General features: G+C 73.9%; 16 protein-coding genes. 10 read left to right on the top strand and 6 right to left on the bottom strand.

The features are described 5' to 3' along the window. Positions 1-16 precede the first annotated feature (16 nt). Entirely contained in the window at positions 17-6,238 is a 6,222-nt protein-coding gene (locus tag FRAQA3DRAFT_RS06550; RefSeq protein ID WP_009738283.1) for a type I polyketide synthase, read from the bottom strand. Positions 6,239-7,089: 851 nt separating this feature from the next. Here FRAQA3DRAFT_RS06550 and FRAQA3DRAFT_RS06545 point away from each other — a divergent pair. The 3 genes from FRAQA3DRAFT_RS06545 to FRAQA3DRAFT_RS32530 all read left to right on the top strand — a co-directional run bounded on the left by FRAQA3DRAFT_RS06545 (position 7,090) and on the right by FRAQA3DRAFT_RS32530 (position 9,407). Further along, a complete protein-coding gene (locus tag FRAQA3DRAFT_RS06545) occupies positions 7,090-7,677 on the top strand; it encodes an ABATE domain-containing protein (RefSeq protein ID WP_009738281.1) in 588 nt (195 codons plus the stop codon). A gap of 135 nt (positions 7,678-7,812) precedes the next feature. Further along, complete coding sequence (locus FRAQA3DRAFT_RS06540) at positions 7,813-8,199, top strand: RidA family protein (protein ID WP_009738280.1); 387 nt, start codon at positions 7,813-7,815, stop codon at positions 8,197-8,199. A gap of 185 nt (positions 8,200-8,384) precedes the next feature. Continuing rightward, a complete protein-coding gene (locus FRAQA3DRAFT_RS32530) occupies positions 8,385-9,407 on the top strand; it encodes a toll/interleukin-1 receptor domain-containing protein (RefSeq protein ID WP_232291943.1) in 1,023 nt (340 codons plus the stop codon). A 587-nt stretch (positions 9,408-9,994) separates the two neighbouring features. On the opposite strand, the gene FRAQA3DRAFT_RS06535 is transcribed toward FRAQA3DRAFT_RS32530, so the two are convergent. Beyond that, positions 9,995-11,092, bottom strand: a complete 1,098-nt coding sequence (locus FRAQA3DRAFT_RS06535) for an LLM class flavin-dependent oxidoreductase (RefSeq protein ID WP_009738278.1) — start codon at positions 11,090-11,092, stop codon at positions 9,995-9,997. 276 nt (positions 11,093-11,368) lie between these two features. Between FRAQA3DRAFT_RS06535 and FRAQA3DRAFT_RS32525 the strand changes: the two genes are divergently transcribed. From FRAQA3DRAFT_RS32525 to FRAQA3DRAFT_RS06520, 3 genes are all read left to right on the top strand, one after another. Then, entirely contained in the window at positions 11,369-13,708 is a 2,340-nt protein-coding gene (locus FRAQA3DRAFT_RS32525; RefSeq protein WP_009738277.1) for an anthranilate synthase family protein, read from the top strand. 354 nt (positions 13,709-14,062) lie between these two features. Continuing rightward, positions 14,063-14,617 (top strand): GNAT family N-acetyltransferase, encoded by a 555-nt coding sequence (locus FRAQA3DRAFT_RS06525; protein WP_009738276.1) that lies wholly within the window; start codon positions 14,063-14,065, stop codon positions 14,615-14,617. A gap of 180 nt (positions 14,618-14,797) precedes the next feature. Then, positions 14,798-15,673, top strand: a complete 876-nt coding sequence (locus FRAQA3DRAFT_RS06520) for an NAD(+)/NADH kinase (protein WP_035920633.1) — start codon at positions 14,798-14,800, stop codon at positions 15,671-15,673. A gap of 94 nt (positions 15,674-15,767) precedes the next feature. On the opposite strand, the gene FRAQA3DRAFT_RS06515 is transcribed toward FRAQA3DRAFT_RS06520, so the two are convergent. Beyond that, complete coding sequence (locus FRAQA3DRAFT_RS06515) at positions 15,768-16,019, bottom strand: hypothetical protein (protein WP_009738274.1); 252 nt, start codon at positions 16,017-16,019, stop codon at positions 15,768-15,770. A 148-nt stretch (positions 16,020-16,167) separates the two neighbouring features. Between FRAQA3DRAFT_RS06515 and FRAQA3DRAFT_RS06510 the strand changes: the two genes are divergently transcribed. After that, complete coding sequence (locus tag FRAQA3DRAFT_RS06510; RefSeq protein WP_009738273.1) at positions 16,168-17,121, top strand: nitronate monooxygenase family protein; 954 nt, start codon at positions 16,168-16,170, stop codon at positions 17,119-17,121. Between the two features lie 29 nt (positions 17,122-17,150). On the opposite strand, the gene FRAQA3DRAFT_RS06505 is transcribed toward FRAQA3DRAFT_RS06510, so the two are convergent. Then, positions 17,151-18,023, bottom strand: coding sequence for an LLM class F420-dependent oxidoreductase (locus FRAQA3DRAFT_RS06505; protein ID WP_009738272.1), 873 nt, complete (start codon positions 18,021-18,023; stop codon positions 17,151-17,153). A gap of 179 nt (positions 18,024-18,202) precedes the next feature. Then, positions 18,203-19,108 (bottom strand): NADP-dependent oxidoreductase, encoded by a 906-nt coding sequence (locus tag FRAQA3DRAFT_RS06500; RefSeq protein WP_009738271.1) that lies wholly within the window; start codon positions 19,106-19,108, stop codon positions 18,203-18,205. Between the two features lie 612 nt (positions 19,109-19,720). Between FRAQA3DRAFT_RS06500 and FRAQA3DRAFT_RS06495 the strand changes: the two genes are divergently transcribed. Next, positions 19,721-21,088: a TetR/AcrR family transcriptional regulator gene (locus FRAQA3DRAFT_RS06495; RefSeq protein ID WP_009738270.1), complete on the top strand. Its 1,368-nt coding sequence runs from the start codon at positions 19,721-19,723 to the stop codon at positions 21,086-21,088. Positions 21,089-21,139: 51 nt separating this feature from the next. Here the strand turns inward: FRAQA3DRAFT_RS06495 and FRAQA3DRAFT_RS06490 are convergent, their stop codons facing one another. Then, a complete protein-coding gene (locus FRAQA3DRAFT_RS06490) occupies positions 21,140-21,985 on the bottom strand; it encodes a CoA ester lyase (protein WP_157468076.1) in 846 nt (281 codons plus the stop codon). A 598-nt stretch (positions 21,986-22,583) separates the two neighbouring features. On the opposite strand from FRAQA3DRAFT_RS06490, the gene FRAQA3DRAFT_RS06485 reads away from it, so the two are divergent. Both FRAQA3DRAFT_RS06485 and FRAQA3DRAFT_RS06480 read left to right on the top strand, forming a co-directional pair. Then, the gene (locus tag FRAQA3DRAFT_RS06485) at positions 22,584-23,171 is read left to right on the top strand and encodes a flavin reductase family protein (RefSeq protein ID WP_009738268.1); all 588 of its coding nucleotides are present in this window, start codon (positions 22,584-22,586) and stop codon (positions 23,169-23,171) included. A gap of 58 nt (positions 23,172-23,229) precedes the next feature. Continuing rightward, positions 23,230-23,613 (top strand): limonene-1,2-epoxide hydrolase family protein, encoded by a 384-nt coding sequence (locus FRAQA3DRAFT_RS06480; protein ID WP_009738267.1) that lies wholly within the window; start codon positions 23,230-23,232, stop codon positions 23,611-23,613. The last annotated feature ends 233 nt before the right edge of the window (positions 23,614-23,846 follow it).

Here is a 23,846-nt window from a genome sequence, read left to right as displayed (position 1 = left end):
CGGCCCGGCCGGCGGGTCAGGCGCCGGCGCCCCGCTCCAGCCGCTCCACCCAGCTGTGCAGGTCGCGGGCGGTGGACGCGGCGTGCTCGTTCATCATCGACTGGTGGTCACCGGCCACGTCGAAGGAGTCGTGGTCCATCTCCCAGTCGGTGGTCCACGCCTGGTCGGGCCCGGTGACGTCCTCGGCGACGGTGCGCCGGGGCATCCGCTCGGCGGCGCGCAGGAGCATGACCGGCGCGGCGACGGGGCGGGGCCGCCAGTCCTCGAACAGGTCCAGGTAGGCGCCCTGCGCGGTGACCTGGGCCTCGGTCATCAGCGCGAACGCCTGGTCGTTGACGGCGATGCCGCGCAGCTCCTCGTGGATGTCGGCCTCGGGGATGCGGTCGGTGGGCAGCCAGGTGTCCAGCAGCGCCACGGCCGCGGGCCGCACCCCGCGGTCCTCCAGGGTGGCGGCGATCGCGTGCGCCAGCCAGCCGCCCGAGGAGTAGCCGGCGAGGACGACGGGGGTGTCGGGGAAGGCGCGCACCACGGTGTCGGCGTGCAGGTCGACGACGAGCTCGGCGGTGGCGGGCAGCAGCTCGCCGTCGCCGAACCCCGGGTGTGCCAGCGCGTGGACGTCGCGGCGGCCGTGCAGGTGCAGGGCGATGCGGGCGAAGTTGTGCGGCCCCGACGGGGCGACCATCGACGGCAGGCACACCAGCGCGAACGGCGCCGGCCCCGAGGCGAGCCGCACCGGCCGCGGGTGCGCGCCGAACTCGGCGGCCGTGGCGAAGACGGAGCGCAGCCGGGCGGCGGCCCGCAGCACGCCGACACCCGCGGCGAACTTGCCCTGCGCGCACGCCTGCCGGTACTGCCTACGGACCCCGGCGGCCGCGCCGGACGCCGCCGCGGCAGCACCCGCCGCCGCGCCGCTGCCCGGCCGTGCGACACCGCCCGAACCGGCGACACCGCCCGAACCGGCGGCACCACCCGAACCGGCGGCACCACCCGAACCGGCGGCACCACCCAGGCCGGCGGGCGTGGCCTCGGTGGCGAGGGTGTCGAGGTGGGCGGCGAGGTCGGTGACCGTCGGGTGCTCGAACACGACCTGGGTGGCCAGGGTCAGGCCGGTCGCCGCGGCCAGGCGGCGGCTGAGCTCGACGGAGGCGAGCGAGTCGAAGCCGAGTTCGAGGAAACGGCGGGTCGGGTCGAGCTCGTCGGGGGTGTCGTGGCCGAGGATGGCCGCGGCCTCGGCGTGGACCAGCTCGGCCAGCGCCCGGGCGCGCCGCGGGGGCCGCAGGGCGAGCACGGCGGGGGTGCCGTCCACCGCCTGGGCCGCCGACGGCGCCGACTCGCCGGGCCGGCCCGCGGCCGCCTCGGGCAGCTCCTCGAACAAGCGGCTGGGCCGGGCCGCGGTGATGGACGGCAGGAACGTCTCCCAGGCGACGTCGACGACGGTCAACGCCGTCTCGCCCGCGGCGACGGCCCGGGTGAGCGCGGTGACGGCCGGTTGCGGGGCCAGCGGGCGCAGGCCGCGGCGGGTCAGATAGTCGCGCAGCGCCGGTTCGGCGCCGAGGCCGGCCTGCGCCCAGGGGCCGAAGGCCACCGCGGTGGCCGGGCGCCCCTCGGCGCGGCGGCGGGCGGCGAGGGCGTCGAGGTAGGCGTTGCCGGCGCTGTAGGCGGCCTGGTTGCCGCTGCCCCAGACCCCCGCGATCGACGAGAACAGCACGAACGCCGCCACCTTCGCCCCGTCCGGGCCGTCGAGCAGGCGGTCGAGCGCGCCGGCGCCGGCGACCTTTCCGGCGACGACGTCCGCGAACTCGGCCAGCGTCAGCCGGGCCAGCGGCGTGGTCGGGCCGGCGGTGCCGGCGGCGTGCACGACGGCGGTGACCGGTTCGCCGGCGTCGGCCAGCTGGCGCAGCAGGTCGGCGAGCCGGCCGGGGTCGGCGACGTCGCAGGCGTCGATCGTGGCGTGGGTGCCCAGCGCGGCCAGCTCGTCGAGCAGCTCCCGGGCACCGGGGCTGTCGGGGCCGCGTCGGCTGGCCAGGACGAGCCGGCGGGCGCCGTCGCGGGCCAGGCGGCGGGCGGTGTGCGCGCCGAGGGCGCCGGTGCCGCCGGTGATCAGCACGGTCCCGTCCGGTCGCCAGGCCTCTGCGGGCACGGGGTCCGGCTCGGGGATGCGCAGCAGGCGGGGCACCCGGATGCCCTGCGGGCGGGGGGCGAACTGGTCCTCGCCCCCGGGCGCGGTCAGCGCGGTGCCGAACCAGAGCAGGGTCTGATCGTCGAGGCTGGTGGGCAGGTCGATGAGACCACCCCAGACCCGCGGTGCCTCCAGCGCGAGGGTGCGGCCGAGGCCCCAGATCATCGCCTGCTCCGGCTGGGTGACGGGATCCTCGGCGCCCGTCGTGACCGCACCGCGGGTGACGGCCCACAGCGGTGCGCCGACCCGCAGGTCGCCCAGCGCCTGGGCGAGGGTGACGGTGAGGGCGAGCCCGGTGGTGAGAATCGGATGGTCCGGGTGGGGGGTGCCGTCGAGGGCGAGCAGGGACACGACGCCACCGACTCGCTCGTCACCGTCCGCGGTCCCCGCGTGCGGATCGGCCGCGGGCGCAGCCGCGTCGGCGAGCCCCTCCTCGGCCAGCCGCGCGGCGATCGCACCCCGGTCGGCCCGGGTGAGCCGGATCACCAGCGGCGTGCCGCCGAGACGTTCGATGATCCAGGTGACGCGGGCGAGCAGCTCCTCGTCGACCCCGGCCGGCGGGACGAGCACGGGCCACCGGCCGCCCAACGGCGGGATGGCGCCGGCCTGCGCGGCGAGGGCCGCGGTGACGTCGGCGTCGGCCAGCGGCCGCCAGACGGCGCGGTAGCGCCAGGTGCCGGGATCGCCGGCCTCACCCGTCCCCGCAGCCTCGGCCCAGCCCGCCGGTGTGACGGCGGGCCGGGTGGCGGGCGGCGGGGCGGCGGGCGGCGGGGTGGTGGCCGGCGCGGCGTCGGCCTGGCGGGGGACGGGGATGGTGACGCCGGTGCCCGCCAGCCAGTAACGCCTGCGCTGGAACGGGTAGGTGGGCAGGTCGACCACGGTGCCGGCGCGGCCGATGACGGCCCGCCAGTCCACGTCGACACCGTGCGTGTCGAGGCCGGCGAGGGCGGCGAGCAGGGTGTCGGCCTCCGGCCGGCCGGCCCGGGTCGACGCCACCGCCACCGGCTCGGCGGCATCCGTCGGCAGGCAGCCGGGCAGCAGCGCGGTGAGGACCGCGTCGGGGCCGAGTTCGCAGAACGCGGTGGCGCCCTCGGCCTGCAGGCTGCGGGCGGCGTCGAGGAAGCGCACCGCGCCGCGCGCGTGGCGGGCCCAGTAGTCGGGGGTGCGCAGCTGTTCGCCGGTCAGCTCGCCGGTGAGGGTGGACACGATCGGGATCGTCGGCCGGTGGTGGGTGACCTGCCCGGCGATGGCTCGGAACTCGGCGAGCATGCCCGCCATGTGCGGGGAGTGGAAGGCATGGCTGACCGTGAGCCGCTTCGTCGCCTGGCCGCGCGCCGCCCAGCCGGCGGCGATGCGCTCGGCGGCATCGGCGTCCCCGGCGATCACCGTCGCCGCGGGGCCGTTGACGGCGGCGATGTCCACCCGCCCCTCGTACCCGGCCAGCGACGCGGCGACCTCGTCGACACCCGCCCGGATTGCGATCATCGCGCCGCCGGGGCGGCAGGACTGCATGAGCCGGCCGCGGGCCGCGACCAGCGTGACCGCGTCGTCCAGCGACCACACCCCCGCGACATGGGCGGCGGTCAGCTCGCCGATCGAGTGGCCGGCCAGCAGTGCTGGGGTCACCCCCCAGGAGGTGACCAGCCGGTACAGCGCCGTACCGAAGGCGAACAGCGCCGGCTGGGTGTACTCGGTGCGGTGGAGCAGGGCCGCGTCGGGCGTGCCGGGGGCGGCGAACATCACCTCGTGCAGCGGCCGGGCGAGATGGTCGGCGAACCGTTCGCAGATCTCGTCCAGGTCGTCGGCGAACGCGGGGAAGGCGTCGTAGAGCTCCCGGCCCATCCCGTTGCGCTGGCTGCCCTGCCCGGTGAACAGCAGCGCCGTGCGGGCCGGTGTGGCCGCGGACGGCGCGCCGAGGACGACCCCGGCCGCAGGTCGGCCCGCCGCGGAGGGCGGACAGGGCGCCCCGCGAGGCGCCGACCGCCGTCGCCGCCCCGGCGCGAGCCGGCCAGTGCCACGGCCCGGTGCTCGAATCGGGACCGCCCCGGCCAGGGTGTGGGCGACGTCGACCGGGTCGAGGTCCGGATGGCGGTCCAGGTACGCCGCGAGCCGCTCGGCCTGGGCGCGCAGCGCCGCCGGCGTCCGGCCGGACAGCACGATCGGCACCGGCACGCCGGACGCGGTCGGCACAGCGGGCGCGGTCGGCACAGCGGACGCGGTCGGCGTGACAGGTGCGGGCGGCGTGCGGGGTGCCCACGGCGTGACGGGTGCGGACGGCGTGACGGCGCGAGGCCGGTCGGCGGAGCCGCTGCGCGGCGCGGGCGGGCGCGGCTCGGCCGGGGCCTCCTCGATGATGATGTGGGCGTTGGTGCCGCTCACCCCGAACGCGGACACGCCGGCCCGGCGCGGGCGGCCCTCGCGGCGTTGCCAGGCGACGTTGTCGGTGAGCAGCTCGACGTCGCCGGCCGACCAGTCGACGTGCGGCGACGGCTCGCGGACGTGCAGGGTGCGCGGCAGCACCTCGTGCCGCAGCGCCTGGACCATCTTGATGATCCCGCAGACGCCGGCGGCGGCCTGGGCGTGGCCGACGTTGGACTTCAGCGAGCCCAGGTACAGCGGCCGGCCGGCCGGCCGGTCCTGGCCGTAGGTCGCGATGACGGCCTGGGCCTCGATCGGGTCGCCGAGCGTGGTGCCGGTGCCGTGCGCCTCGACCGCGTCGACGTCGGCGGTCCGCAGGCCGGCGTTGGCCAGGGCCTGGCGGATGAGCCGCTGCTGGGACAGGCCGTTGGGGGCGGTCAGCCCGTTGCTGGCCCCGTCCTGGTTGATCGCCGTGCCCCGCAGCACCGCGTGCACCCGGTGGCCGCGGCGGCGCGCGTCGGACAGCCGCTCCAGCAGCAGCACGCCCGCGCCGTCCGCCCAGCCGGTGCCATCGGCGTCGGCGGAGAACGCCTTGCACCGCCCGTCCGGCGCCAGCCCCCGCTTGCGGCTGAACTCCACCAGGATCCCCGGCGTCGACATGACCGTCACCCCGCCGACGAGCGCCAGGTCGCACTCCCCCGCGCGCAGCGACTGGCTGGCGAGATGGGTCGCGACCAGCGAGGCGGAGCACTGGGTGTCCACGCTCAGCGCGGGCCCCTCCAGGCCGAAGGTGTAGGCGACCCGTCCGGCGATCACCCCGGAGGCGTTGCCGGTGAGCAGTTGGCCCTGCGCGTCCGGCGGCGCGGTGTGCCAGGCCGGCCCGTAGTCCTGCAACGAGACCCCGGTGAACACGCCGGTGCGGCTGCCGCGCAGGGAGCGGGGGTCGAAGCCGGCCCGCTCCAGCGCCTCCCAGGAGACCTCCAGCATCAGCCGCTGCTGCGGGTCGAGGGCGCCTGCCTCCCGCGGGCCGATCCCGAAGAACGCCGGGTCGAACTGGTCGATGCCGGTCAGGAAGCCGCCGTGGCGGGTGTAGGCGGTGCCAGGATGGTCGGGGTCCGGGTCGTAGAGCCCGGCCAGGTCCCAGCCCCGGTCCTCGGGCAGGCCGGCGATGGCGTCGCGCCCGGCGTGCACCAGCTCCCACAGCGCCTCCGGCGAGTCGACGCCACCGGCCAGCCGGCAGGCCATGCCGACGATGACGATCGGGTCGTCCGCCGGCCGGTACCCGCCGCCCGCCGCGGCGCCGCCCGCGGCCGGTCCCGCCGCCGGTCCCGCCGTCGGGCTCACGGCGGTGATCTCGTCGCCGATCCCGAGCAGTTCGCGGCGCAGATGGTCCGCGAGGGCCTGCGGTGTCGGCCGGTCGAAGAACAGGGTGGCGGACAGGCGTAGCCCCGTCTGCTCGCCCAGCGCGGCCCGCAGCCGCTCGGCGATGTGGCGGTAGACCCCGAGGGCGCGCCACGGTGCCCGCCGGTCCACGACGCCCGCGCCAGGCCCGGCCACCGCGGCGACCTGGCCCGCGATGAGGTCGAGCAGCAGCTCGTGCTGGGCGTCCGCCGACCGGCCGGCCAGCCGGGCCCGCCACGCCTCGTACGACTCTCCCGCCGCGCGCGGGGACCGTCCGAGGGTCTGGCGCAAATCGCGCATGCGAACTCCCACATTGCTCAGGAACAGGGCAACGATCTGTCGGCGACGGTTGCCTGCGCCCGCACGTGGCCAGCGGACAACCGGCGCGCGGGCGCGACGGGCACGGACGAGGTCCGTGCCCGCGCAGAGGCGACGCGCCAGCCGCCGGTGTGCAGCACAGAAAAAAGACAGCGTCCCGGTGGACCCGGGCCAATCCAGTGCGTCTCCGCGGGCGCGGAAACGCCAACGCGGGCGACCGGTGGGAGATCGGACCGGGTAGCCGTCCACTTCCACTCGGAGTGCGACGGCTCGTTGTTCCGGTCGGACGGCCACTTGCCGGTGCCCGGTCGTTGATCACCTTGGACGCATGGTGGCATCGTGCCCGATATCGCCGAGATCCGACAAATGCCCGTGGCGCGATCGGGCCATGCGGACCTGGCCCGGACCGTCATCTGCGCAGGTGACGGCGGGCGACCGGGGTCGGGGCTGTCTGCATGCTCACGCCCGATTGCCCGTGCGGGGGCGCCCGCGGCCAGGTTTCGGCGTGACGGTGACCGCACCGTCAAGGTTCCTCCGGACGTGCCGACCGGAGTCGTATTCCCCGCCGGATTCCGGGCTCGTGGCACACCGGTTTCCGCGCACTGCGCGGCTGCCGTTCCCACGCCGGCTCCCGCACCGGGAATCGTGACCCTCGCCACGATCCGCCGCGCATGGAATCCGCCGCGCCGTGAATCCGCCGCGCCGTGAATCCGCCATTGCCGCGAGGGACTCACCCCCCCCCCCGAAGGAACCCCCCGGGCGAAGGCACCCCCGCGGCCCCGCCGCGACCCCCGCGGGCGGTCGGACGCCGGGTAACCGGCTACGATGGTTACGTGGGTGGGGGACAGTGGTTCACCGACCGGGCCGGGACCCGGTGGTTCTTCGACTCAGGCGCACTGTGCCTGGACTTCGCCTACACCGGCGATCTCGGGCACGCCAACCCCGCCTGGGAGCGGCTGCACAGCCCCGGCGACCTCGCCGACTGGCTGACGCAGCGGTTCGGGTCGCTGGCCGGTCCGGTGGACGCCACCGTCCTGGCGGCGGCGCTCGGCCTGCGGGCGGCGATCGTCATCGTGGCCCGGGCCCTCGCCGTCGACGCCGCGCCGGACCCGGCGGCGGTGGACGTCGTCAATGCGTTCGCCGCCGGCGCCGACCTGCCCCCGCAGCTGGACGGTGGCACCCTCGCACCGCCCGCCCCGAACGCGCCGCGGGCGCTGGCCACCGTCGCGCGCGACGCCGTGCGCGTCTTCGCCGACGGTGGCGCCCGCATCCGCACCTGCGCGGCCGACGACTGCGCCCTGGTCTTCCACGACGACTCCCGCACCAACTCCCGCCGCTGGTGCTCCATGCGCCGCTGCGGCAACCGCGCCAAGGTGCGCGCGCACCGGTCGGCCGGGCCCAGGTCAGACCCGCCCCCCTGACAGCGACGACGGCGTTCCCGACGACCACGACGTTCCAACGAGTGCAGTTCCCGACAAGTGCAGTTCCCGACAAGTGCAGTTCCCGACGAGCACAGTTCCCGACGGACGCGATGTCCCCGACGAAGGAGCGAGACCATGAGCACCGTCACCCACCTCAACCCGCCCGAGCTGCACTCCTCGCCCGCCTACTCGCAGGCGACGGTGGCCGAGGCGGGCCGGACTCTCTACATCGGCGGCCAGAACGGGACCGATCGCGACGGCGTCATCACCGGCGGGATCGCCGAGCAGACCGCTCAGGCGCTGCGCAACGTCCTCACGCTGCTCGCCGCCGCCGGGGCGGGGCCCGAGCACGTCGCCCGGTTGAACGTCTACCTCGCCGCGGACGTCGATCCCGCCGAGGCGTTCGCGGCGACCGGCGCGGTGTGGGGCGCCCACCCCACGGCCGTCACGGTCGTGCGGGTCGCCAGCCTCGGCCGCCCGGAGGCCCTGGTCGAGATCGAGGCCACCGCAGCCCTCGGCTGACCGCGCCCGCCCGTCTGCAGATAAGCAAGGCTGGGCCAGTTGGCGGCGAGACAATCCCGGAGCTGCGGCGCGGCCGCGAACTGGTTGAGATGCAAGGCCGATCGAAAGGCCGCCTCGATGAAGTACAGCGTTGCGCGACTGGGCGATCCCTGCGCGGCGTCTCGACGCGGGGCGCTGGTCGGGACGTGGGCTGGAGCGAACCCCGCGGCGGGTTGCGCGGCAACATCGGCTCTATCCGCCCCCACGCCGCATGGGAGATCACACCCCGACCGACCATGAGCTCCGAACGCCATCTCGCCATCAAAATCTCCTACACCGCCGTTGATCGACAGTGGGCGGAGTGGGTGGCCTGGAAATTGGAGGACGCCGGCTACCGCGTGTTGATTCAAGCCTGGGACTTCGTCGCGGGCTCAAACTGGCGCTTCAAGATGCAGGAGGGAGTCACTCAGGCAACCCGGACCATCGCGGTGCTGTCCGACGCCTACCTCGCCTCGGTCTACGGGAAGGAGGAGTGGCAAGCCGCGCACGCCGCAGACCCAAAGGGATTGGCCCGTAAGCTGCTTCCGGTCCGGATCGAGGACTGCGACCGTCCAGGGCTACTCGGCGCGGCGGTCTCCATCGATCTATTCGATCTATTCGATCTTTCCGCCGACACGGCCCGATCGTATCTGCTTGTCCAAGTCCGGGGGGCCTTGGACGGCAGGGTGAAACCCGACATCGAACCAGCCTTTCCGGTCCGGCCGCGCCAGACGTCGCCGGATCAACCGCCATCCTTTCCCTATCATCAGGGGTCACCACAGCCAAGATCAGCTAAACCACCTCTGATCGGCGAACCCTTCACTAGCCACACCGGCGCAGTGGAATCGGTAGCTATTGGACCGGATGGGAAGATCCTGGCTACCAGCAGCAGTGAAGGGGTGGTCTGGTTGTGGGATGTGACCGATCCGAGCCGGCCACGCGCGATCGGAAAGTTCCTGACCGGGCATACCACCGGACTCTGGTCGGTAGTGTTCGGGCCAGAAGGAAAGACTCTGGCCACCAGCATCGACAATGGGACTGTACGACTGCGAGATATTTCCGATCCGAGTCGGCCGCACATCATCGGCGAATTTTTGACCGGAGACGATGATCCGGTGTGGTCAGTCGCGTTCAGGCCGGATGGGAGGATTCTTGCTACTGGCAGCGAGGACGGCACGCTAAGGCTATGAAACTTCAACTAACCATATCGGCCGAACCGTAGAAACAGACAGGTTGTCTACCCGATCCGGGGCTTCCGAAGCAAGACACCCAACCGGGGGTCAAGGCGAGCCGGATCAAAACGGCCCCTCGTGACACCGGCCATCCGGTAGCAAAACGGCACCCCACCCGCCCTTACGGCACATTAGTGTGTCCGCCGAAACATGCCAAACTGCGCACAGCACGCAACAGTCCACCCCTCCCGTTCCTCGCCAGCGGTCGGGCGTCCAACCCGCCGGGGCTCGGCGTCTCTGGCGGCATTCGGGCGGGCGCTTAGGCGCGTGGGCCGGAGTGCGGCGCCGGGCGGGACGGCGCCGAGAGTTGCGCGGCGGCGCCGACGAGGGTGAACACCGTCGCCGGCGCCCCAGAGATGAACAGGCCGGCGTCGACCGGTTCACCGACCACCCGCCGGCGCAGTGGCAGCTACAGTCCGCTGTGTACGGTCGAGCCCGCGAAAACGAAGACGCCGCACCGCAACGCGACCGGCGCACCGTAAGTGGCGAGAGTTCGTGGATCGGTCCAACGCCCCGACGACAGGAGCCCCGACGGGGCTGGGACGTCAGGCCGGCGTGGCGGCCGGGGCCGGGGCGGCGGTGGGTTCGGTCGTCGGCTCGGGCTCCCACAGCGTGTCCGGGTAGGCGTGGCGCAGCTCGGGGGCGATGTCGGCGGCGAACCATTCGAGCTGCTCGCGCTGCCAGGCGACCGGCAGGGAGTCGACGCCGATGCCGGTGAGCTGCTGGCCGTAGAGCTCGGTGAACCGGTGGATCTTGTCGAGGACCTGCTGCGGGCTGCCGACGAGGGCCGAGCCCTGCTCGATGAACTCCTCCAGCTCCCAGAAGGGGCTGTTGTTGTGCTTTGCCGCCGGCGTGGCGCGCTGGGCGTTCCAGAACGGCCGGTACGCCTCCAGGGCCTCCTGGGAGGTCCTGCGGATGAGCAGGGCCGGGAATCCGCTGCCGATCAGGGGCTGGCCCGGATGGCCGTGGTCGGCCCAGCGCTGCCGGTAGTGGTCGATGAGGTCCTTGTACTGGGCCACCTTGAAGAAGCCGTTGGCCGAGTACAACGGGTCGCCGTGCTTCGCGGCCAGCTCCGTCGTCTGCCGGCTCGTCGCGCTGCCGTGCCAGACCCGGATCGTCGGCTGGTAGGGGCGCGGCTGCGTCGTCACGTCGACCAGGGGCTCCCGGTAGCGCCCGGACCAGGTCACGCTCTCCTGCGACCACAGCTGGCGCAGCAGCTCGTACTTCTCGGCGAGCACCTCCCACTGCTCGGCCGGGTCGAGCCCGAAGGTCGCGTAGTGCGGCGCGTGGTTGCCCTTCGCGATGACGAGGTCGAGCCGGCCGCCGCTGAGGTGGTCGAGCAGCGCGTACTCCTCGGCCACCCGCACGGGGTCGTGGATGCTCAGCACGGTGACGCCGGTGAGCAGGCGGACCCGGCTGGTGCGGGCGGCGACCGCGGTCAGCAGCACCGCCGGCGAGGAGCACAGGAAGGGTGCGCCGTGCCGCTCGCCGATCTGGTAGGCGTCGTAGCCGAGCTGTTCGACCAGGGCCGCCTGGTCGAGGATGCTGGCGAGCTTGTCGTGCTGGCTCATGGTCACACCCGTGTGCGGGTCCGGAGCATTGATGATCAGCGAAAGCACGACGAACTTCACGGCGGTCAGCATACCGATCGGTCAGGTCGGTTTTCTCCCGAACGTTATATCCGCGCTGGCAGGCGGAGGCGCGCAGCCGGCGCTACGCAGACCGCAGCCGACCGTGCGCTAGAGTGACGGCATGCCCGCGCGCCGGAGTCTCTGGTGGGCCGCCACATCGGCGGCCCGCACCCAGCGCGCGTAGTCCAGCACGCGGCCGCCCACCCCGGCGGCCGCCATCGTCACCTCGGCACAGCGAGGGATGGCCGTCGGCTCCCGACGGTACGCCCGACCCACGAGGACACGATCATGGACCTGCTCCATCCCCTGCTCGCCACCGCCATCGCCGGTGGCGAACCCGGCCCGTTCGCGCTGCTGCGCCGCGAGGGCGCTGACCATCTCGACGTGCTGCGCGGCGAGCTGGACGTCGTCGACCGGCTCGCCGACATCCCCCTGCCCGCGGGTCCCGCCGGGCCGCGCACGCTCGCCCTCGTGCCCTACCGCCAGCTCACCGAACGCGGCCTGACCTGCGTCGACGACGCGATGCCGCTGGAGTGCCTGCGGGTCGGCGAGCACGAGCGGGTCCCGCTCGCGACGGTGCTCGCCGCGCTGCCCGACCGTGCCGTCACCGCCACCGGCGGGCACTTCGACCTCAGCGACGAGCGGTACGCCGAGACCGTCTCCACGGTGCTGCGCGAGGAGATCGGCCGCGGCGAGGGCGCGAACTTCGTCATCCACCGCGTCTACACCGCCACCCTCGACACCCTCGACACCCCACCGCTGGCCGCCGGGCTCGCCGCGCTGCGCCGGCTGCTGCTCGGCGAGCGCGGTGCCTACTGGACGTTCCTCGTCCACACCGGGACCCGGACGCTGGTGGGGGCCACCCCGGAGCGGCACGTCAGCGTCGACGACGGGCTCGTGATGATGAACCCGATCAGCGGCACCCACCGGCTGCCCGCCACCGGCCCGGACCCGGCGGCGCTGCTGCGCTTCCTCGCCGACCCCAAGGAGATCGACGAGCTGTACATGGTGCTCGACGAGGAGCTGAAGATGATGGCCCGGGTCGCCGAGCACGGCGGCGAGGTCATCGGCCCGCAGCTGAAGCAGATGGCCCACCTCGTGCACACCGAGTACCTGCTCGCCGGCCGCGGCGACGCCGACGTGCGCGACGTGCTGCGCGAGACGATGTTCGCCCCGACCGTCACCGGCAGCCCGCTGGACAACGCCCTGCGGGTCATCGCCCGCCACGAGCGCCGGGGGCGGCGCTACTACGCCGGGGTGTGCGCCCTGCTCGGACGCGACGAGGCCGGCCGGCAGACGCTCGACGCCCCGATCCTCATCCGCACGGCGGAGATCACACCCGACGGGCGGCTGCGGGTGCCCGTCGGGGCGACGCTGGTCCGCCACTCCACCGCCGCCGGCGAGGTCGCCGAGACCTACACCAAGGCCGCCGGCGTGCTCGCCGCCCTCGGCCTGCGCCCGCCCGCCGGCCCTCTTCCCGCCGACCCTCTTCCCACCGACTCGCTCCCTGCAGGCTCACTCCCCGCAGGCTCGCTCCCCACCGGCTCCTTCTCCGCAGGCTCCTTCTCCGCCGACCGCGACGCCGATGCTTCGGCCGACCGCGCCACCGGTCCGCGACCGGCCCCCGCCGCGCCCGCACCGGGCCGTCCGGACGCGCCGCTTGCGGCGGATCCGCGGGTAGCGGGGGCGCTCGCCGCCCGCAACACGCACCTCGCCCCCTTCTGGCTGCAGCGGCGGGTGCCGGAGGCGGTCGCGGTGCCCGCGCTGACCGGCCGCAGCGCCCTCATCGTCGACGCCGAGGACAGCTTCACCGGCATGCTCGCCCACCTGCTGCGCGAGCTCGGTCTCACGGTCACCATCCGGCCGTGGCAGCAGGCGGCGGCGCGCCCGGCGCACGACCCGGCCGAACGCGATGCGGACGGCGGCGGCCGGGAGGAGGCCGAACACGGCGCCGGTGGCGGCCCCGTCGGCACGGAGTTCGACCTCGTGGTGGCCGGGCCCGGCCCCGGTGACCCCACCGACGCCGCCGACCCGAAGATGGCGACGATGCGGCGGGTGATCGCGGACCGGCTGGCGGCGCGGCGGCCGCTGCTCGCCGTCTGCCTCGGCCACCAGCTGCTCGCCGAGCTGCTCGGGCTGCGGCTGCGCCGGCGTGGCGCGCCATACCAGGGGCTCGCGCGCACCATCGACCTGTTCGGCCGGCCCCGGCGGGTCGGGTTCTACTCGACCTTCACCGCCCTCGCCGGCAGCGACGAGCTCGCCACCGCGCACGGCCCGGTCCGCCTGGCCCGCGACCGCACCGACGGCTCGGTGCACGCGCTGCGCGGGGCGACGTTCACCGGGCTGCAGTTCCATCCCGAGTCGGTGCTCAGCGAGGACGGCCTGACGGTCCTGCGCGAGCTGCTGGCCGAGCTGCTGGCGTCCTCGGGCGCGCCGGCGGACCAGGTAGCCGGCACAAGCCTCCGAACGGGAGCGGTCCTCGGCAGCGGGGCCGGGACGGGCCTCGACGAGTACGGATCCGCCCCGGCGGATGTGGCCCGCGCCGCGCCGGGCTCAGGAAGTGCTGGAGGCTCAGGAAGTGCTGGAGGCTCAGGAAGTGCTGGAGGCTCAGGAAGTGCTGGAGGCTGATGACAATTGTCCCGGCTCGCGACGGCCATCGACCTCCGGCATCTCCCTGCGCTTAATCGGGTACGGAAAGACGCCCGGCCGTCGCGGCCACACAGCGGTCAGATCACGCCGAGGGATGAGCACGGCATTTCGGGCGCGAACCGTGTCCAGCCCTCGGCACGATTCCGTACCAGACCGATCACGCAAGGACGCCGGCAGTCTGGGGCGGCCAGAACCTCGAGCCACGAACCAGCGGCCAGCCTGGACTCCGGACGTCCTCGCACGGTAGCGGCGGCGCCTCGGTCAGGTCAGCGGCTCCGTTACGACCTCGTGACCGGCGCCGCCGGACGCCGACGCGGGGGATGATCCGGGGACATGGTAACCATCAGGGCAGCCCGACCATCCGATGCCGCCGGCATCCGGGCGGTCTACGCGCCGTTCGTCGCCGGGTCGGCGGCGACCTTCGAGGAGGAGGTCCCGACGGTCGAGGACTTCCACACGCGGATGCTCACCTCCCCACTCCGGCCGTGGCTGGTCGCCGAGACCGGCGGGGGGATCGCCGGCTACGCCTACGCGAGCGCCCACCATCCGCGCGCCTCCTACCGCTGGTCGGTGGACACGTCGATCTATCTCGCCGCCGCGCACCACCGGCAAGGTCTCGGCCGGCGGCTGTACGACCGGCTGATCGCCGAGGTGCGGGCGCTGGGCTACCTCAACCTGTACGCCGCCATCACGCTTCCGAACGCGGCGAGCGTCGCACTGCACACCGCCGTGGGGTTCCGGCCGGTCGGGGTGTACCCCAACTCGGGGTACAAGCTCGGCGCCTGGCACGACGTCGGCTGGTTCGGGCTGACCCCGGTGGACGAGCACCCCGCCGACCCCGCCGAGCCCCGCCCCTGGCTGCCCGGGGGCGAGCCCACGGCCCGCTGACGACCCACACCCGGTCGACGCCGAGCCCGGTGGTCGGCCCGGATGGGCACAATCGGCTGGGGGGGAACCGGCCGGCACGGCACAACCGGCACAGATACAACCGGCACGGACACAGCCGGGCGGGAGGGTCCGGGCGGACGGCGGCCCGGACGGCGTCGTGGGGCAGGGGGTGGGAGGGTCGTGCGGGCGGTAGGGATGGTGCTGCATCCGCGGCGGGACTCGGCCGAGGCCGTCGGGGCGGTCCTCGACTGGGCCGCCGAGCGGGACGTGACCGTGCTCGGCATCGGCGGCGAGATCGAGCGGCTGCGGTGCGCCGCGGTGGCCGTGCCCGCCCAGGAGCTGGCCGAGCGTAGCGACCTGCTGGTCAGTCTCGGCGGGGACGGGACGATGCTGCGCGCGATGCGGCTCGCCGACGGCTGGGCGGCCCCCGTGCTCGGGGTGAACCTGGGCCGGCTGGGCTTCCTCGCCGAGGTCGACGTGCCGGAGCTGGCGGCGGCGCTGTCGGCGATCGACCGCCACCAGTACACGGTGGAGCCGCGCCTCGCCGTCGACGCGCGGATCGGCGCGGTGACCGTGAGCGCCTTCAACGACGTCGCCGTCGTGCGGGTGCCTGGACACGGCGGCAGCGCGGCGGTGGCGCTGCGGGTCGACGGCCGGCCGTTCGTCCGCTATGCCGCGGATGCCGTCGTGGTGTCGACCCCGGCGGGCTCGACGGCGTACAGCTTCTCGGCAGGCGGGCCGATCGTCAGCCCGTCCGTGGAGGCGTTGCTGGTCACCCCGGCCGCGCCGCATTCGGCGTTCAACCGGGGGGTGGTGCTGTCCGTGCGGGACGCCCTCGCCCTCGACGTGCTGCCCGGCAGCGCCCGCCTCGCCGTCGAGGTCGACGGCCGGGTGCACGACTATCTGGAGGCCGGCGCGACGGTCGAGCTGCACCCGCGGCCCGGCGCGGCGGGGGTCGTCCGCCTCGGCCGGACGACCTTCTACGAGCGGGCCGCCCGCAAGCTGCGCCTCGCCAGCTCCGCCGAGGTCGACGGCCCACGGCCCGGCCCGGCCTGACACGGTGGGTCCGGCCTGACACGGTGGGTCCGGCCTGACACGGTGGGTCCGGCCTGACACGGTGGGTCCGGCCTGACACGGTGGGCGAGCCGGGTCAGCGGCCGGCGGCCCAGCGGCGGTCGGACTCGTCCCATTCCTCGTTGCGGTCGTCCAACCGCTGCCGCCAGTGCGCCGCCTGCTCGGCGGTGTCGTAGGGACCGAGGCGGCGGTGTCCCGGCGCGTCCGGCGGGTTCTCCGCCCGCCCGTGATCGAGGCACCACCACCAGCCGGTCGGATTCCACGCCGAGCTGTCCGCCGCCCGGCCGCGGCCCCGGCCGGACGCCGCTCGCTGCAACCACTTGAACATGCCTCGATCAGTACCCCGGATCGCGCCGCGTCCACCACCCCCGGCCACCCGGCTAGCCGACCGCTCGAGCCTGGTCACATTCATGCCTAATATTCGACTGTTTCTGGTCCCGCCCACTTTGGCAGCCCTGCGCCCCAGGAGTCGCCCCATGCCCGTCGACGCAGACCCGCCCGCCCCGACCCGCTCCCCCGCGGGTCTCGCCGCGCTGCTCGGCGTGCGGATTCCCATCGTCCAGGCGCCGATGACCTACATCGCCGGCGCCCAGCTCGCCGCCGCCGTGTCGAGCGCCGGCGCGCTCGGCGTCATCGAGACGACCTCGGCCCAGGGCCGTGAGGACCTCAAGCGGGTGCGCGACCTCACCGACGCGCCGGTAGCGGCGAACATCGCGCTGGCCGCCCGCAACGACCCGTCCACCGTCGACGTGCTCGCCGACGCCGGCATCCGCACCGTGATCACCTCCGCCGGTGACCCCGGGGTCATGACCGCGCGGCTGCAGGACGCCGGGATGACCGTGTTCCACGTCGTCGGCAGCCTGCGCAACGCGCTCAAGGCCGCGGACTCGGGTGTCGACGGCCTGATCGTCGAGGGAGTCGAGGGCGGCGGGTTCAAGAACCCGCAGGCCGCGTCCACCCTCGTCCTGCTGCCCCTGGTCGCCTCCCGGGTCCGCCTGCCGATCATCGCCGCCGGCGGGATCTGCGACGGGCCGTCGATGGCCGCGGCCCTCGTCCTCGGCGCCCAGGGCGTGCAGATGGGCACGCGGATGCTGGCGTCCGCGGAGTCGCCGATCCACGACAACCTCAAGAACGCCGTAGTCGGCGCGGACGAGACCGCCACCGTGATGCTGTCGGTGCGGGGACTGCCGACCATGCGGGTGCTGCGCACCCCCACCGCCGAGCGGGCGCTGGTCGCGGGCCGCTCCGACGTGGGCCTCGACGGCATCCCGACGCTCTACTTCACCGGCGACCTGGCCGCCAGTATGGCGAACACGGGACAGGTGGCCGGCCGGATCGGGCGAGTCGAGGCGGTCGCCGACATCATCGGCCAGACGTGGGCGGGCGCCCGGGCAGCGCTCGACGACGCCCGCGCCCGCCTCGATGCCTGAACCCGGGTGGGCTCAGAACCCGGGTGGGCTCAGAACCCGGCGGCCACCGGGATGACGCGCTCGCCGAGCAGCTCGAGCGGGCGCAGCGTGTCCACGTCCGGCACCGACCCGTGGTAGTGGGTGACGCCGAGCCCCGCCAGCCGCTGAATCTGGCCGAGCAGGGCGTCGATCTTCTCGCCGCCGGGCCCGGGGTCGAGCGGGCCGATCACCGTCTTCTCGATCTCGTCGTAGTCCCGCCCGACGTCCTCGCAGTGCGCGCGCAGCACATCGAGCTTGTGCGCGATGTCCGGGCCGGCGAACAGGTTGCAGGCCTGCGCGTAGCGCGCGACCAGGCGCAGGGTCTTCTTCTCGCCGCTGCCGCCGATGAGGATCGGCGGGTGCGGCCGGCGCAGCGGCGCCGGCACGTTGAGGGTGCGCTCCAGCTGGTAGTGCCGGCCGCTGTAGGGGGCGTCCTTGTCGCTCCACATCTGCAGGCAGATCTCCAGCGCCTCCTCGAGGCGCTCGAACCGCTCGGCCGTCGGGGGGAAGGACAGGCCGAGACCGCGCGCCTCCGGCTCGTTCCAGGCGGCGCCGATGCCGAGCCAGGCCCGGCCCTCGGACAACACGTCGAGCGTGGTCACGAGCTTCGCGAGCAGGCCCGGCTCCCGGTAGACGACCGCGGTCACCCAGGCCAGCAGCTCGATGCGGGTCGTGCGCGCGGCCAGGTAGCCGAGCGTCGTGTACGCCTCGAGCATGTCGTGCTCGGGCGGGCCGATCTGGCCGATCTGCCAGACGTGGTCCATGACGCTGAGCTTCGCGAAGCCCGCGTCCTCGGCGGCGGCCGCCACGCGCGTGAGGTCCTGCGCGATGGTCTGCGGCCCGCCGGACCAGGTGAAGTCGGAGACGTGCAGCCCGATTTTCATGGCCGTCCTTCTCGTCGGGTGGGACCGGTTGCGGCGCGTGCGGCGCGCCGGTGGGGCGGAAGAGTAGTGGAGGATCCTCCGTTTCCGACCCTACCGCCGACCCATCCGGCGCTGACCGACCCCACCCGGGGCGGGATCCGTCGGAGCTTCTCGGACCGGTGGAGCTTCTCGGACCGGTGTCAGTCGAGGACGACGACGAGCTTTCCGCGCACGTGGCCCGCCTCGCTGATCCGATGCGCCTCGCCGAGCTCGGCGAGCGGCAGGGCCCGGGCGACCGGCATCGTGAGCCGGCCCGCGGCCGCGAGCTTCGCCGCCTCCCGCAGGGAGTAGAAGGCCCGTCCCTCCGCGCCGGTGGTGAACGTGACGCCGTGGTTCGCCGCGGTGACGTCGCCGATGGACACGACGCGGTCCGGGCTGCCGGTGAGCGCGATCAGGTCCGGGATCGCACCCTCGCCCGACACCGCGAGGGCGGCGTCGACACCGTCCGGGGCCAGCGGGCCGACCCGCTCGACGAGACCCGGGCCGTAGTCCGTCGCCGCCGCACCGAGCGAGCGCAGGTACTCCTGGTTGTCGCGGCTGGCGGTGCCGATCACCCGCGCCCCGCGTGCCTGCGCGAGCTGGACGGCGGCGAGCCCGACGCCGCCGGCCGCACCGTTGACGAGCAGTGTCTGCCCGGCCGAGAGGCCGAGCAGGTCCAGTCCGCGGGCGGCCGTCTCGACCACCATCGCCAGGCCCCCGGCCTGCGCCCAGGTCAGCTCCGGTGGCTTGGGCGCCCACTCGTCGAGCACCGCGTACTCGGCGGAGGCGTTCTGCGCCGCGCCGAACACCTCGTCGCCGACCGCGACCCCCTCCACGTCGGCGCCGACCTCGTCGACCACGCCCGCGGCCTCCATGCCCGGGATGTGGGGCAGCGGCACGGGCAGGGTGCGCAGGGTCGAGCCGTTGCGGATCTTCCAGTCGACCGGGTTCACGCCGGCCGCCCGGACCGCGATCCGGATCTGCCCCGGCCCGGCGTGCGGCTGCGGCACGTCGACCAGGTGGAGGACCTCCGGACCGCCGGTCTCGTCGAAACTCATCGCCTTCATGCGAGCATCCTCGTTGTCCATGCCTGCATTCTTGTCTCGCCCCCATCTCGCCCGTCCGCGTCCTCGCCCCGTCCGCGTCCTCGCCCCGCCCGCGTCCTCGCCCCGCCCACATCCTCGCCCCGCCCGCGTCCTCGCCCCGCCCACATCCTCGCCCCGCCCACATCCTCGCCCCGCCCACATCCTCGCCGTTGCGAGGCCAGGGCGGGGTGAGCCGGCACGGCCGCGCGAGTCACCCCCACCGCACCCGGGGGCGCGTCCGGCGCGTCGCCCACGCGCCGCACCTGGCGGGTCGGCCGGGGGCCGCACCCGGCGGGTCGCCGGGCCGTGCCCGGATGCCCGTTTCGGGCAGTGGCCGGGCAGTGGCCGGGCAGCGGCCGGGCAGCGGGGCCTCGACGGGCCGAAACCTCCCTGCCATATTTCATGTTTCTGACACGATGTATTCCTGTAACGGAACAGACTTCGCTATCGAGATGATCGGCCGAGATCCGTCCAAGTTCCCTGCCAGCTCTCGATACCCGGCATTCCGCCGGCCCGGCGTCGCCGCGGACCCCGACTCGCCCAGCCGGGTAGGTGCCGTTACCACACCGGAGCGGATCGCATACTCTGACATAGATGTCCGAGAACGAGATCCTCCGACGGGCCAGCTACGGTCCGACCAGCCCCGTGGTCGGCGCGCGCGGCACCCGCACTCGTGCGCGCATCGTCACAGCGGCGCTGGACCTGTTCGAGTCGCAGGGCTTCCACGGAACGTCGGTCGACGAGATCGCCACCGCGGCCGGCGTGTCGCGCGCCACCCTGTACCAGTACTTCGAGAGCAAGGAGACGATTTTCGTCGAGCTGCTCAACGAGTGCGGCGGCGCCCTCATGCGGGTCGTGCGCCGGATCGGGCCGCTCGGGCCCACGGCTCTCGGCTTCGACAACCTGCACTGGTGGCTCGGCGAATGGGCCTGGGTCTACGACAAGTACGCGACGATGTTCGTGCAGTGGGCGAACGTCGACTCGCCGCGGACGTCGGTCCGTCCGATGATCAGCAGATTTCTGGAGTCGTACTACGACCGGATCGCCGAACGCCTGGTCTCCTCGCAGGTCGAGGGCATCGATCCCGTCGACGCCGCGATGACGCTCACCACCCTGGTGAACCGGTTCAACTACTTCCGGCACAGCGGTTTCGGTGACGGGCAGCCCGTCGAGAAGCTCGTCGACAACCTCGCCGTCGTCCTCCAGCTCATCCTGTTCCCGCGCACCCCGGCCAGCGCCTTCGCGCAGCTCGGCGCCGAGGCCGCCGCGCCGGCCCACGCGCCCCGCCCGGTGCGCCGCCCCCCGCTGGCCACGGTCCCGCCCGCACCGGTACCCGAGGTGACCGAGCGGTTCGCCTCGTTGAGCCCGCGGGCGTCGGCGACCGTCCGCCAGATCCTCGACGCCGGCATCCAGTGCTTCGCCGAGCGCGGCTACCACCTCTCCTTCGTCGACGACATCGTCGCGACGGCCGGCCTGGCCCGCGGCACCTTCTACAAGTACTTCGACGAGAAGCTGGACCTGCTGCTCGCGCTGAGCACCGAGGCGTCGGCGATCAGCACCCGCCTCGGCGTCGAGATCCGCGGCATCACGCTCGACCCGGAGGGCCTGGGCCGGCTGCGCGGCTGGCTTGCCGACTTCGTCGCGTTCCACCTGCGCTACGTCGGGGTCACCCGGACCTGGATCGAGTCGGCACCGCAGGACCCCCGCCTGGACGTGGTACGCCGCCAGGTGGGGCACGAGATGTGGGCCGACTACGCGGCCCTGCTCGAGCAGGTGGAGCGGACCTACCCCCTCGACCTCGACGTGGCCGGCCTCGTGTTCTTCTGCCTGCTCGAACGGCTGCCGGACACCGCCGTCAACATGACCCCGCCGAAGACCCCCGACGAGGCCGCCGCGCTGCTGGGCACCGTCATCGAGCGAGGCCTGCTCAACGGCCGGCCGATCGGCCACGCGGCCGCCTGACGCACGCCGACGCGGGGCGGCGCCGGGCTCGGGGACGGGGCGCCGGCGGGGCTACTGCGCGCGGGCGAGCACGCGGCGGGCGGCGACCGCCAACGCCTCGTCGATCATCTCGCCGTCGAGGCCGACTGCGCCGGCGCCGCGGCGATGCGCCTCCTCCAGCGCCGCGAGCACCGCACGGGCGCGGGCGACTTCCTCGGCCCCGGCGGTGAACGTCTCGCGCACGGTGCCGATCTGCGCCGGGTGGATGACCCACTTGCCGTCGTAACCCAGCTCGCGGGCATGCTCGGCGGCCTCGCGCAGCCCGGCGTCGTCCGCGGTGCCGAGGTAGGGCCCGTCGATGGTCCGCAGGCCGTGGGCGCGCGCGGCGGTGAGCACCTGGTCCTGGACGTACAGCCAGCGCTGCGGCGGTGTGCTCGGGGCCCGCCCCAGCGACGCGCCGAGGTCGGCGTACCCGAGGATCAAGCCCTCCAGCCGACCGCCGGACGCCGCGATCTGCGCCACCCGGGACAGGCCCTCGGCGTTCTCGATCAGCGCCTGCACCCGGACCGGGGCCGTGCGCCCGGTGGCCGCGATGATCCCGTCGAGCAGCCGTTCGACGAAGGCGAGATCGCCCGCGTCCGACACCTTGGGGATGACCAGTGACAGCGGGCCGTCGCCGGCCGCCACGCAGGCCGCGATGTCGAGATGGCACCACGGCGACCCGATCGCGTTCACCCGCACGGACACCCCGACGCCGCCCGCCCGGGGCCCCGCGAGGACATCGGCGAGCACACCGGCCAGCAGGGCGCGGGCGTCGTCCTTGCGCTGCGGCGCCACCGCGTCCTCGAGATCGAAGACGAGCTCGTCGGCGCCCCGGTCGAAGGCGCGCAGGATCCGCTTCTCCTCCGTCGCCGGCACCGACAGGATCGCCCGGCAGCGACCCGCGCCCCCGCCCGGACTCGCGGGGCCGCCCGGACTCGCGGGGCCGCCCGGATCCGCGGGGCCGCCGTCGGCGCCGCCCGTGATCTGCCCCTCGTCGTGCTGCCCCGCCGGGTTCCCCGACACCTCACCACTCCCTCGGACCTGGCGCGCCGACCGCCGTGCGGCCGTGACGTGTTCGTCAGACGCACGATACATTTCGCCCGGTTCACAGGACGCTCCGGACGATCGACGCCCGCGGCCGGCACCCGGCAGGCGAACCATTGCTCACCACGCCTCCGGTTCAGCCGCCACCCTCCGGTTCGCCGCCGCCGCCCACCGCCGGCCGGGCCACCTCGCGCTCCGCCCCATCGTGTACGAGCCGTCAGAGGCGAGGGAGCCAACCTCTTGCACGCCATGCCAGATGTGGCATAACGTGCCACGTGTGGCAGGTCACGCTGTCCCCGTTGCCGGACGGGGGCGGCGTGGCCGGCGTTCACGACGTTCCGCCAGGGGCGGCCGGCGGGCAACCGGATGACGGTCCCTGCGGCGGCCACGTCCGCCCGGCCCCCGTGCCGGCTTCACGCGAGGAGTCCCGATGACGTTGGACCTGAAGGCAGCCGCTTCGACGCTGAACGGGCTGCGGCCGTTCCCCGTGGCGGTCACGACCATCCTGAACGGACGAGCGAACGGGCTGATGTCGCTGTCGGCGGGCGCCGCGAGCATCGTGCCCGAGGCGCCGCGCGTGACGATCAGCCTCACGAAGTACAACCTGACCCACGACCTGGTCCTGGAGTCCGGCGTCTTCGCGATGCACCTGCTGGCGGCGACCCCGGAAGAGCAGTTCGCGATCTCTCTCGACATCCTCATGGGCCTGGGCGGCAGCTCCGGCCGCGACGGCGACAAGATCAGCAAGTTCCGGACGAAGCCCGGGGTCACCGGTACCCCGATCCTGCTCGACGCGCTCAGCTACGTCGAGGGACGGGTCGTCCACTCCCTCGACATCGACGAGAGCACACTGTTCGTCGCCGACGTCGTCGCCGCCGAGCAGCTGCACGACGGCGAGCGGCTGCGCGTCGGGCCGGCGTGGGGTGCGCTGCCCAAGGAGTGGATCGAGCAGTACGACCGCAACCACGAGCCCCAGCTCGAAAGCGCTCGCAAGTACCGCGAGCAGGCCAAGTCCTGACACCCCGGGCCCGGCCTCGCCGCCGGGCCGCCCCCATCCACCCATCACGGGAGTGTGAGTGAGCGACAAGCACGAGCTTCTGGTCCGCCAGTTCCTCGACCGGCTGGTCGAACGGGACTACGACGGCGCGGCGGCAACCGTCGCCACGGACGCCCGCTACCACGTGAGCGCGTGGCAGCCGGCGGTCGTCGGGCGCCCGGCCATCCGCGCCGAGTTCGACCGCCAGGCCGCCCTCTACTCGGCGTTCCGCTACGAACTGGTCTCGGTGGCCTCGACCGACACGGTGGTCTTCACCGAGCGGCTCGACAACCTCACCATGGGCGGGCGGTCCATCGTCCTGCACTGGTGCGGGGTGTTCACGTTCGACGCCGACGGCCTGATCTCCGTCATCCGCGACTACTACGACCTCAAGGAGCTGGAGCAGGCCCTGGCGCCAGCCTGACACTGCGCTTCGCCGGGGCGGGCATGCAGACGCGATCCCCGCGTACGGCCGTTGAGGCGTCCGGTGCGCGGGGATTCGTCGTCTGGGGTCGGCGGCTGACCGCCCTTTCCGGCCGGTGACCTTTCCGGCCGGTGACCGTCCCCGGCTACCGCATTCGGCGTGCAGCCGACGACCACCAGCCACCGCACCTTCCGTCATCATTCGGGTACAGAATCGCGCCGAGGGCTGGTTAC

The organism is Frankia sp. QA3, assembly GCF_000262465.1.
In the GTDB taxonomy this organism is placed as follows: Bacteria; Actinomycetota; Actinomycetes; order Frankiales; family Frankiaceae; genus Frankia.
This window is presented reverse-complemented; position numbering and strand designations above follow the sequence as displayed.